Origin of the sequence: Apilactobacillus nanyangensis (assembly GCF_016861915.1) — a bacterium.
Taxonomy (GTDB): domain Bacteria; phylum Bacillota; class Bacilli; order Lactobacillales; family Lactobacillaceae; genus Apilactobacillus; species Apilactobacillus nanyangensis.
This window is the reverse complement of record NZ_BOLX01000017.1, coordinates 22,482-33,864: the sequence shown is the minus strand read 5'-3', so window position 1 is coordinate 33,864 and position 11,383 is coordinate 22,482. Positions and strand designations below refer to the sequence as shown.

Annotated in this window: 9 protein-coding genes; 2 read left to right on the top strand and 7 right to left on the bottom strand. The window is 35.4% G+C overall.

Annotated features, from left to right (window positions below; translation table 11 throughout):
• Positions 1-107 precede the first annotated feature (107 nt).
• The 6 genes from JUD45_RS06440 to ykzS all read right to left on the bottom strand — a co-directional run bounded on the left by JUD45_RS06440 (position 108) and on the right by ykzS (position 6,219).
• Positions 108-2,168 carry an LTA synthase family protein gene (locus JUD45_RS06440; RefSeq protein ID WP_138726459.1) on the bottom strand — a complete coding sequence of 687 codons (2,061 nt, stop codon included), beginning with the start codon at positions 2,166-2,168 and terminating at the stop codon, positions 108-110.
• 41 nt (positions 2,169-2,209) lie between these two features.
• Complete coding sequence (locus JUD45_RS06435; protein ID WP_138726458.1) at positions 2,210-3,223, bottom strand: lysylphosphatidylglycerol synthase transmembrane domain-containing protein; 1,014 nt, start codon at positions 3,221-3,223, stop codon at positions 2,210-2,212.
• A gap of 2 nt (positions 3,224-3,225) precedes the next feature.
• A complete protein-coding gene (locus JUD45_RS06430; protein ID WP_138726457.1) occupies positions 3,226-4,248 on the bottom strand; it encodes a glycosyltransferase family 4 protein in 1,023 nt (340 codons plus the stop codon).
• Between the two features lie 8 nt (positions 4,249-4,256).
• A complete protein-coding gene (locus tag JUD45_RS06425; RefSeq protein WP_138726456.1) occupies positions 4,257-5,444 on the bottom strand; it encodes a glycosyltransferase family 4 protein in 1,188 nt (395 codons plus the stop codon).
• A 239-nt stretch (positions 5,445-5,683) separates the two neighbouring features.
• Entirely contained in the window at positions 5,684-5,950 is a 267-nt protein-coding gene (locus JUD45_RS06420) for a phosphocarrier protein HPr (protein WP_034531608.1), read from the bottom strand.
• Between the two features lie 68 nt (positions 5,951-6,018).
• Positions 6,019-6,219, bottom strand: a complete 201-nt coding sequence (gene ykzS / locus JUD45_RS07105) for a protein YkzS (RefSeq protein ID WP_094750983.1) — start codon at positions 6,217-6,219, stop codon at positions 6,019-6,021.
• A gap of 214 nt (positions 6,220-6,433) precedes the next feature.
• On the opposite strand from ykzS, the gene JUD45_RS06415 reads away from it, so the two are divergent.
• Together JUD45_RS06415 and JUD45_RS06410 are read left to right on the top strand one after the other, a co-directional pair.
• Positions 6,434-8,596 (top strand): ATP-dependent Clp protease ATP-binding subunit, encoded by a 2,163-nt coding sequence (locus tag JUD45_RS06415; RefSeq protein WP_138726455.1) that lies wholly within the window; start codon positions 6,434-6,436, stop codon positions 8,594-8,596.
• A 102-nt stretch (positions 8,597-8,698) separates the two neighbouring features.
• A complete protein-coding gene (locus JUD45_RS06410; protein ID WP_138726454.1) occupies positions 8,699-9,736 on the top strand; it encodes a MucBP domain-containing protein in 1,038 nt (345 codons plus the stop codon).
• A 19-nt stretch (positions 9,737-9,755) separates the two neighbouring features.
• Here the strand turns inward: JUD45_RS06410 and JUD45_RS06405 are convergent, their stop codons facing one another.
• A complete protein-coding gene (locus JUD45_RS06405; protein ID WP_138726453.1) occupies positions 9,756-11,333 on the bottom strand; it encodes a peptide chain release factor 3 in 1,578 nt (525 codons plus the stop codon).
• Positions 11,334-11,383 lie beyond the last annotated feature (50 nt).

Sequence of the window (11,383 nt, the reverse complement as noted above, 5' to 3'; positions counted from 1 at the left end):
CAGCTAATTTTAATTCTTTAGAAAACATAAAAGAACCCCTTAGGTTAGATTTCTCCAACTCAAGGGGTTCAGTTCACGACTTTCAAAGTCGTCCTTTTATTTTGAAACTATTTTAATTCAGGTGCGTCTGTCTTGTATAAGTCTAAAGTATCTTTCTTCTTCAACTTATTTAATAGATCAGTCTTCTTCTTTTTATCCATTTCCTTAAGAAGCTTCATTCCATCAGCATACTTGTAGCTGTATGACTTCTTGTCTACCTTCTTAAAGTCCTTAGGGTTGTAGAAACGTAGTAAGTCACCTAGAACTACCTTATCTGATAGAGATAGTTCAGTTGTAACATGGTTTTGCATCTTCTTGATTTCAGCAGTTTGCTTCTTGTTTGGTGTAATTTGTTTACCAGTCTTAGTTAGGTATACGCTTCCACCTACTACTGTGTATTCAGGAGATACAAAGTCTCCGTTTCTAAATGCAACAACTTGGTTTCTCTTCTTAGATAACAAGTCATTACCAAATTGGATAGTATTATCATCCTTTACACCTAATAGATGCAATAGAGTTGGTAATACATCAATTTCTCCACCATAAGTGTGGTCAATTCCACCCTTTAGTCCATCCATGTGAATCATAAATGGAACCTTTTGGAATTGTGCTAAATCGAAGCTGTTAATAGACTTCTTGTGTAGTAATTGAGCAATAGCTGGTCTATGGTTATTTGATATACCATAGTGATCACCGTATAACACAATCATACTGTTCTTCATTAGACCTGTCTTAGTTAGGTAATTCATAAATTCACCAAAGGCTTGGTCTAAGTAATGAGCAGTTTGTACGTATGGATCAACGGTATTATCACCAGTCTTAGTTGCTGGGAATGATACGTTTTGTTTATCCAATTCGTATGGGTAATGGTTAGTTAATGTGATTAGTTTTGCATAGAATGGTTGTGGTAATTGTTGGATGTATTGAGCAGCATCCTTAAAGAATATCTTATCTTTCAAACCATAACCAACACTGTATGATGGTTTTTCGGTGTAATAGTTTGAATCGAAGAAGTATTGGTATCCCCATGACTTGTATGCATTATCTCTATTCCAGAAACTTGGAACATCCCCATGGAATGCAGCAGTACTGTAACCCTTTTGAGCTAAGATAGCTGGTGCAGCTTGGTATGTGTTTTGGGTACCATAAGTTACCATTGCTGATCCTTCTGGTAGACCGAATAGTGAGTTTTCTAGCATCATTTCAGCATCAGATGTTTTACCTTGTGCTACTTGGTGATAGAAGTTATCAAATGATAATGTATTTTGGTTATGGTAGAACTTGTTTAGGTTTGGAGTTACTTCCTTACCGTCCACTTTGTAATCAATTAAGAATTGTTGGAAACTTTCCAAGTGAATAATGAATACGTTCTTACCCTTAGCCTTACCATAGTATTCAATATTAGACTTACTACGGTTATGCTTTAGATATGTAAGTACACTATTTAAATCAGATGGTTTAGCTTCAGCTCTTGTTTGGCTTTCCTTGTGTGTCTGATATGCATTAAATGCAGCGTATTCATTTAAACCAAGGTATTTAACAATGTAGTTATTATCAAAAGTTCTTGTTAATAGGCCTGATCTATCTGCATTAGATACACCAAATTCAGCAAACATCAATACTAAAGATAAGACGGTAATCGCAAATGCGTTCTTCTTTTTAAATGGAGAATGATCGACCTTAATTACTTTAAATAGTAATAATAGAATCAATACAATGATATCAATAAATACGAAGAAATCTAATGGATGTAGGATTTCAGCTAAACTCTTACCAAGGTTATTTTGAACAGTACCTGAACCTTTGATAATTCCAAATGATAGAAAGTCAGAAAATTCACGGTAATATAAAACGTTGGCAAAAATCCAAATTGATTCAATTAAATCAATGATAATCATTAACCAATAAGCTAACTTACCTCTAAAGTACAAAGCAATCCCAAAAATTAGTAATGCTGCAGGAAGTGGGTTAACAGCCAATAGGAATTGTTGAATGCCACCCTTTGCACCTAAGGTAAAATCAATACGGTATGAAATATATGTTTTCAACCAGAATAATGCCACGATTAATACAAAAAAGCCAAATTTTGTATTAAAGAACTTTCTGGTGTTCTTAATATGACTAGACATTTCTATGCCTCCAAAATAAAAAATATAAAGTGTTAGTAAATTTACTTATCAATCTTATTGGGACGAATAAAGAATGCAACCGCCCCTAAAATCATTCCTAAGTAATAAGTTATCAAGCGCCAAGCAATTAACGCGAGAATTAACTTTGTGTTATTGGTGATAAAACTCTTGAACAGAGTTTCAAAACTGTACTCTGCTCCCCCAGCTCCCCCTGGGATTGGGAATAGTGAGATTATCATAAATATTAATACGTGTAAGCTAACAATCATAATAATGTTAACTTGATCAAATCCTAATGCCAAGATAATGAAATATGGAATTAGGTAGTAGAAAGCTAGTTGGAAGAAAGTAATAACTATAATCTTTAACATTAGCTTCCATTGTTTGGCAATTCTGATGCTTTCCATATGGAATGTATCAATTTTGTTGTCTAACATTTCTTTAAATGAAAAATATTTTTCATCCTTCATAAAGATTTTAAGCGGTTTTACCAAATTATCAACCAGTTTCTTAGTAAATGTATACCAATACATGATTAATAACAAGGCGACAATGACAAATAGGTGAACGAAGAAGCCAAACAATACCAGCCAAGCTAAGTAATGAAGCTTTTCTTCAACATATTGAAAACCAACAATTAGACTCAAAATGAAGTTAATTACTATCATCGTTTGAAAGACAACAAACTTCATCAATAAAGTTGAACTGGCCTTACCTGCATCCACACCGGTTTGAACCATTACATATAACTGACCTGGTTGTCCACCAGATGAGAATGGTGTGATTCCGTTGAATAGTTGTTCAACTAGTGGGACTCTTATTGCATCCCACCAAGTAAAGTGATCAACTTGCGTATCGACAATTGTCTTTGTAACCACCGCTTCTAGTCCTAGATACAACAACATACATAGGAATGCAACGGCAATCCACCACCAATTAATAGTAAAAAAATCTGCAATTAATACATCCATGTTGATATCTCTTACAAAATACCAAAAAATTAGTATTCCAATAAGAAACATCATAACGAAAGTTATTACATTTTTCCTCGACATTACTATCCCTCTTTTATCTGACCTTTATAGAATTTATGCCAAATTGAAGCTAGATGATCTTCTGAATAGTAATCAGACGCAGCAAGTGCTTTATCAGATAATTCTTTTAGTTCATCTGGATTATCAATTAAGCGATGTAAACTATCGTTCATTTCTTCAAAAGTAGTAAATGGTTCATAGTAACCACTGATGATTTCTTTATATAAATCTAAACTTCTTAGCATTACTGGAGTACCACAAGAGAAAGATTCCAACACTGACATTGGGAATAGTTCGTTAAATGATGGTAGTAAAAATAAATCAGCAACATTGTAGTATTGAACTAATTTATCACGATCCACGATTCCTGGAAATTTAAGATTTGCAGGTGGATTATCAACCAATGATTTTAGGTTCTTGTATCCATCAGTAATTTTACCAAAAGAAAAACCGCCTGCCCATATAAATTCGACATTTGGGTTTTCTTCGGCTAATTTAGCAAAATCGAGAATTCCTTTTCTTGTTTGCACCTGACCAGTTCCCACTACTACGAACTTGTCTTTATCGATGCCAAGTTCTTTTCTAGCAGCAAGGTTTTCGTCTTTGGTGAATGGATAGAATTCCTTCTTGCTAACGAAGTTTGGAATGTAAGTAATTTTATCACGATTAATTCCATATGCTTCCAACTTGGGTATAAAAGTTGGATTAACCACTACAATATGTTCCATTCGTTTGTAAAACGCAATTACATACTTATAAAAAATCCATTTTATTGGCTTGGGTAGGCTTAAGCTTCCTTCCAGTGTTTCTGGTAGAAAGTGCACATATCCAATTCTTCTTCCACGTTTCTTTTGGAAAGTAGAGAAGTAATATCTTAGATTAATTGTATGGTAGTGAGTAATATCAGATGACTTTGGGTCATTGATTTCAATGTCAAACTCATCTGAAAAACGCTTTTCCATTAATTTAATTAACTCTAGATAGGCACTACCAACTCCTTGTCCCTTTACCTTGTCGGCAGTTGAAAACATATCTATTTTTATCATAAATCCTCCTAGTCGCTTATCCCATTATCATCGCTTAATTCTTTGTTGAAATCTAATTGGGCACTCTTATAAAAAGACACAATTCGATTAGCAAAGTTTTCAGATGATATTTCATGTAACTTAGTTTGTCTAAGTTCTTCCTTTGATTGATCTGGTTTAGCTTTAGTTTGATTCAAGTATTCCAATACGCTTGAAACATAGCCATCTTTATTTGAGAAGGTCATCCCTAATGCCTTATCACTTAATAGGTCCTCAGTATACGGACTTGATGCAACTACCACTTTAACTCCAGCAGCCATTGCTTCAATATAAGTTAAACCTTGTGATTCAGAATTAGATGTTGAAACGAACAAATCGGCATCTCGATAATATTTATAAACCTCATCGTTATTAATTTCACCAACAAATTTGACGTTATCATTTAGCTTCATGTCATTAACTTGTTTCTTCAAATCATCTCCGGCAGGTCCATCACCAACTATTACAAGTTGTGTTAATGGCTTATCGGATAAAATCTTTGGCATGGAGTTAATCAATTCTTTGATGTTTTTTTCGTAAGCCAAACGACTCACTGATAATAACACAGGAGCATCCTTGTCTACTCCTAAATATTTACGTAAATCAAAATCAGATTCAGCCGCAAACTTATTGATATTGATTCCAGTTGGGATAATCCTAATTGGACTCTTTACTCCATATCTGACTAGCGTGTCTAATACTTTTTTACTTGGCGCCACTACCCCTGACATATTGTGACAAAATGCTAAAGTCGCATCTTTAACATGTACTGGTCTTAATAGCTTACCCTTGGCTACATAATGTAAATAGTCTTCATACATTGTGTGATAAGTATGTACACATGGGATTCTTAAGAACTTCGCCACGAACTTACCAATGATTCCCATCGAGAACTCTGTCTGTGTATGAATGATGTCCAAGTTAAGTTTCTTAGCAATTTGATAAGCTTGGATCATTCCCCTTACCGCGATTCTGCGGTCAGTAAAAGAAATAAAGGGGATACTGGAAAATCTAAAAATATTTTTTTCGTATGCGGCCTTATCAACGTGAGGATCAGTTGTAGTAAATATATACACCTGATGACCATCTTTTTCCAATTGATCTTTTAACGTCTTAATGGATGTGGCAACCCCACTGACCTGTGGAAAATAAGTATCTGTAAAGATTCCAATATTCATAGTAGCACCTCTCTTTCCTTTAATATTAATTATTTGTAATTATATTGTTTTGCAGTTTGCATTGCAAACTCATGTAAATGCCATAATCATCTATTTTAATAAAAAAAACGAGCCAGAACAATTCTATTGATGTAGTTGTTTCCACTTTCGTTCAATAATGACAATGAACTATTATGACAACCAAACATAAAATATTTCTGACTCATTATTTTAATAGACGTACCATATATAACTTGTAATTAATCAGTTAATCCTTCATCTTTGAATGACTTAGCAATTGCTTCAATTGCATCTTTTTCGTCAGGACCATCAGCAATAACAGTTACTTCGGCGTTTTGACCAACACCTAATGACATAACACCCATGATTGACTTTAAGTCAACAGTGTTGCCAAGGTATTCTAGTTTTAATTCTGATTTGAATTTAGTAGCAGTTTGAACTAAAAGTGTTGCAGGACGAGCATGGATTCCAGTTTCAGAAACAACTTTAAATTGACGTTTTTCCATTTTGAAAATCTCCTTTTATTCTTATACTAATTTTAGAATATCAATTAATGTGATAAAACTCAACATTTTTAACTATTGGTACCACTATCAGATAGGTAAGTATACGTAATTACACCGTTCTGATCGGCCTTCCCTATCACGCGCTTTCTGGTATCAAAGTTCATATATGCAACTTGAAACTCAGTGAACTCGTCGGGTTTGACTACCAATTCTTTGATTTTGTTGTCTTTTAGGTCATTTAATAATTCAGTATAATTCTTATCTGCGATAATTATATTCCCTCTTTCAATTTATATTATATACGATTGGTACTAATTAAAACATATCATAATTAAAAAATATGCAAAAAATCTTCATTATTATTTTAAAATAATCAAATTGCTTGCACTAAAATTACGATGAGTTATAATATTTCTACAAATGGTCAGTAAAGGTCAAAAATAATTCTTAACCATTTAGTTGTTTTCAGAAAGGAGCAGTCGTATGAAATGTGAAAACTGCCACATAAATGAGGCAACCATTCATTTACTCGTCAATTTTAATGGCGAAAAGAGACATATCGATATTTGTCAGGACTGTTACCAAAAATTGAGTCAACAATCCGAACAATATCGTAATAACGGAGGTGTTGATATGATGAATGATCCATTTGGTTTCAGTAGCTTAGATGACTTATTTAATGCGATGAATCAAAACTCTATCCGCCGTCCTGAGAATAATCAGCAAAAAAATAACAATAACAATAATTCTAACTCTGTGTTAGCAAAGTATGGATATGATTTAACCGACTTAGCAAGAAAGAACAAGATTGATCCTGTTATTGGTCGCGATAAGGAAATCGATCGTGTGATTGAAATTCTTAACAGAAGAACCAAGAACAATCCTGTTCTAATCGGTGAGGCCGGTGTTGGTAAGACTGCTGTTGTCGAAGGACTAGCACTAAAGATTGCCCATCACGAAGTTCCAGATAAGTTAAAGAACAAACGTGTTATTAGATTAGATGTTGTATCCATTGTTCAAGGAACATCCATGCGTGGACAATTCGAGCAAAGAATGCAAGAACTAATCAAGGAAGTTCAATCCAACAAGAACATCATTTTATTCATTGATGAAATTCATGAAATTATGGGTGCTGGTAATGCCGACGGTGCTATGGATGCAGGAAACGTTTTAAAGCCTGCTTTAGCTCGTGGTAGTTTCCAATTAATTGGTGCTACTACTTTAAACGAATACCGTGGTATCGAAAAGGATTCAGCACTTGCTCGTCGTTTCCAAACCGTCCAAGTTGATGAACCTTCATTAAAACAAGCAATTCATATCTTAAACGGTATCAAGGGGCGTTATGAAAAGTATCACCACGTTAAATACAGTGATGATGCCATCAAGGCTGCGGTTTACCTATCAAACCGTTACATCCAAGATCGTTTCTTGCCAGATAAGGCTATCGACTTAATCGATGAAGCTGGTTCTAAACTTAATATCAAGTCTGACGTTAAGTCACCTGATGATTTAAAGGAAGAACTAAGCAAGTGCGAAAGCGAAAAGAAGGATGCCCTACAAAAGGAAGACTATGAAAAGGCCGCCTTCTATCGTGATAAGATTGAAGAACTTAACTACAAGTTAAAGGACTTCGACGAGTCCGATAATACCTACCCTACTGTATCTACGAAGGATATCGAAGGAATTATCGAATCAATCACCAAGATTCCTGTTGGTCAATTGCAAGAACAAGAACAGGATAATCTAAAGGATCTAGATAAGAAGCTTGCTGGTAGCGTCATCGGACAAAACCAAGCAATTGAAAAGGTTGCTCGTGCTATCAAACGTAATCGAATTGGTTTCAACGGAACCGGTCGTCCAATCGGATCATTCCTATTTGTCGGAACTACCGGAATTGGTAAGACTGAGCTTGCTAAGCAATTAGCAAAGCAACTATTCGGTTCCAAGGAAGCAATGATTAGATTCGACATGTCCGAATACCGTGAACCACATTCCATTTCTAAACTAATTGGTTCACCTCCTGGCTACGTTGGATACGATGAAGCCGGTCAATTAACCGAAAAAGTAAGAAGAAATCCTTACAGCCTAATTCTTTTCGATGAAATCGAAAAGGCTCACCCAGACGTACTACACGCCTTCCTACAAATCCTAGACGATGGTCGTTTGACTGACTCCAAAGGAAGAACAGTATCATTCAAGGATACTGTCATCATTATGACAAGTAATGCCGGTACTGGTGCTTCTACTGCTAGTGTTGGATTCGGCGCCGAAGCTAACAACAAAACTCATTCCGTATTGAATAAGTTAGGTGATTACTTCAAACCAGAATTTCTAAACAGATTCGATGACATCGTCGAATTTAACCAACTAAGCAAGGATGACTTGAAGAAGATTGTCAGCTTAATGCTAGACAATGTTAACAAGATGCTTGAAAATCGTGATATTATCATCGACGTTTCAGATGCTGCTAAAGATAAGTTGGTCGAAAAAGGATATAACCCCGAAATGGGTGCCCGTCCTCTTCGCCGTGTAATTCAAGAAGAAGTTGAAGATAAAGTTGCTGACTATTATCTAAACAACCCAAACAGTAAACATTTGAGCGTTGAGGTTAACGACGAAAACAAAGTATTTGTTAATGCTAAATAATTGAACAGATATAAAAAACAGCTAAGACTTATTCTTAGCTGTTTTTTTAACTTTTTTTGTACTATCATATGTTAATATGGTTATTAGAGAGGAGGAAGAGGTATGTTTCATTTTATTCATGACATCATTCGTTTGTTCAAACCCAAACGTAAACCAGATGAACCACAAGTAAATGAATTCGCAGATTTCACAACTCAAACCGTTGATGAACCTGTAGCAGAACCCACAAGCAACATTGAAGAAACCCCTTCTCCTTCTCTTAAAGCAAGGGCAAAGATGACTATCTACTACGTAGATGAGGATGGTCACTATCTTCATGAATTTAATGTTATTCATGGATCCGTTGGTGATCCAGTTAGTTTCATCATCCCTGATTTTGATCACTATGTATTATTCAAAATAATGGGTGTTTCAACTTACATGCAAAAAGAAGATAACAAAGTCATCCTTCAATACAATCGATTGAACGGAAAACCGGTTAATATTTTCTTCATTAACTATGATACATATTCAATGATTCGTCTTCCTCAAATAGCAATCGGTAAGTATAATAATGAATTTGAAATTAATATCCCTGAATTAACCGGATTTAACGTCGTTACTTATTCTGGTGATTCAAATGGTATTTTTAATGACTATATCAAGCATTTAATCATTTACTATCGCCGAAACGATTGGCACAGCGTACAAAAGGACACATTCTACATTCGTTTAAGAGAATACACCAAAGTGTATAACGATACTAATGGTGATGTGCTTCATGTCTTATTACCAAAGAAAAGTATTTGGAAGGTATTCTATCAAGTTACCACTGATGACGCTCTGTGGCTAAATATTGGGCCCAACCAATGGATTGTCGATAGAAACTTCTACAGAATGCAATATCCATTTGCAAAAGAACTAACCAACACGGATTCATGGAAGATTAAACAGGTGCACTACCCTGCAACAATTCAAAATGACAACCATCAAAGTGTTGCTGTTTACAACTTCCCTTATGGTAGTTGTATCGGCTTCTTACACAATGGTAACTCATTCTTTGTTACTCAAGAGATTGTTGATCAAAATAACACTAAGTGGGTTGAAATTAATAACCTTCACTACATTGTTTCCGATGACGTAAAAAAAGAGCTTAGATAATATCTAAGCTCTTTTTGTTTTATAGTTTTGAAGTAAGTTCTACATCTGGATACTTTTCCTTGAACCAACGTTCAGCAAATGAGTTTTCGAATAAGAACAATGGATCGCCATGGCCATCTTTTACCAAGATGTTTCTAGATGAAGACATCTTTTCATCTAATTGGTCTGGGTTAATCCAACGAGCAGTCTTGCTACCCATTGCTTCCATTACAACTTCAGAGTTATATTCATTTTGCATTCTGAATTGGAAAACTTCGAATTGAAGTTGACCAACGGCACCTAGGATGTAGTCACCGGTAGTGTATGATGTGTAGAGTTGAACCGCACCTTCTTGAACTAGTTGTTGGATTCCCTTGTGGAATGATTTTTGCTTCATAACATTCTTAGCAGAAACCTTCATGAATAGTTCAGGTGTAAATTGAGGTAGCTTGGTGAACTTAACATCACGTTTATCAGAGTAAATGGTATCACCGATTTGGAAGTTACCAGTATCGTATAAACCAATGATGTCACCGGCAACGGCATTTTCAACGTTTTCACGAGTGTTAGCCATGAACTCAGTCACGTTAGATAGACGTAGTTTCTTTTGATTTCTTTCCAAAGTAACGTCCATCCCACGTTCAAACATTCCAGAACATACACGCACGAATGCGATACGGTCTCTATGCTTAGGGTTCATGTTAGCTTGAATCTTAAAGATGAAACCAGTGAATTGTTCGTCTTCAGGTTCTACTTCAACGTCGTTTTCAGTTTCGTGTTCACCTGGTTTTGGTGCAAAGTTTAGATATGCATCTAAGAAAGTCTTTACCCCAAAGTTAACCAAGGCTGAACCGAAGAATACGGGAGTTTGTTCACCATTCTTAATCTTTTCTTCGTCAAATGGATTACCAGCTTCAGTGATTAGATCCATGCTTTCTTTAGCATCTTGGTAAACACTATCTTCAGCTAACTTGTTGTCTTCTAACAAGTTACCGTCTTCATCCAATGGTAAGTATGGATTGTTTTCATCTTCTGGACGGTATAGTTCGACACGTTTGTTGTATCGATCGTATAGTCCTCTTAGAATTTTTCCTGAACCGATTGGCCAGTTCATTGGGTATCCTTCGATTCCCAAGACATCTTCTAGTTGACTGATTAATTCCATTGGGTCTCGACTATCACGGTCAAGTTTGTTCATGAAAGTAAAGATTGGAATTCCACGCATCTTACAAATTTGGAATAATTTCTTAGTTTGTGGTTCAATCCCCTTGGCAGCATCAATAACCATGACTGCAGAGTCAACAGCCATCAAAGTACGGTAAGTATCTTCTGAGAAATCTTGGTGCCCAGGGGTATCCAAGATGTTGATACGCTTACCAGCGTAATCAAATTGCATCACTGAACTAGTAACGGAAATTCCACGTTTCTTTTCAATTTCCATCCAGTCAGACTTTGCAAAGTTACCTGACTTCTTAGCCTTAACAGTACCGGCTTCACGTACAATTCCACCAAACAATAGTAATTGTTCAGTAATTGTAGTCTTACCAGCATCCGGGTGAGAGATGATGGCAAAAGTACGACGTTTATCAACGCTTTGCTCTATTTTTTTATTACCCATTATTCGAATCCTTCCGTTTTATAATATATAAATACAATTGTAACATATTA